General features: G+C 75.1%; 1 protein-coding gene. It reads left to right on the top strand.

Translation table 11 applies throughout. The features are described 5' to 3' along the window. A partial coding sequence (locus I53_RS33705) for a hypothetical protein (RefSeq protein WP_043347315.1) occupies positions 1-313 on the top strand: 313 nt, incomplete at both ends.

Genomic DNA, 313 nt, shown 5'->3' with positions numbered 1-313 from the left:
CGACGAACTCGCCTGGGGCGACCCGCGATACGCCAGCTGCGGCCGCTGCCCGATCTGCACGACCCAGGTCACGGACCACCGCGACCTCGTGCTCGTCGCCGGCATGCGCCTCGACCAGCGGACGAAGCTCATCCGGGCCGGGGTGCGGACCATCGACGAGCTGGCGGACCGCACCGCGGCCGTCCCGGCCATGTCGCGCGGAACGCAGGCCAGGCTGGTGCGTCAGGCGCGCCTCCAGGTCGAGTCCGAGACGAGCGGTGGCCGCGCGCCGGTCTTCGACCTGGCGGACGCGCGCGCCCTCGACGCGATCCCG

Origin of the sequence: Methylobacterium sp. B1, assembly GCF_000333255.1 — a bacterium.
GTDB lineage: Bacteria > Pseudomonadota > Alphaproteobacteria > Rhizobiales > Beijerinckiaceae > Methylobacterium > Methylobacterium fujisawaense.
The sequence above is the reverse complement of the archived record's forward strand: the minus strand, read 5'-3'. Positions and strand labels throughout refer to the sequence as shown.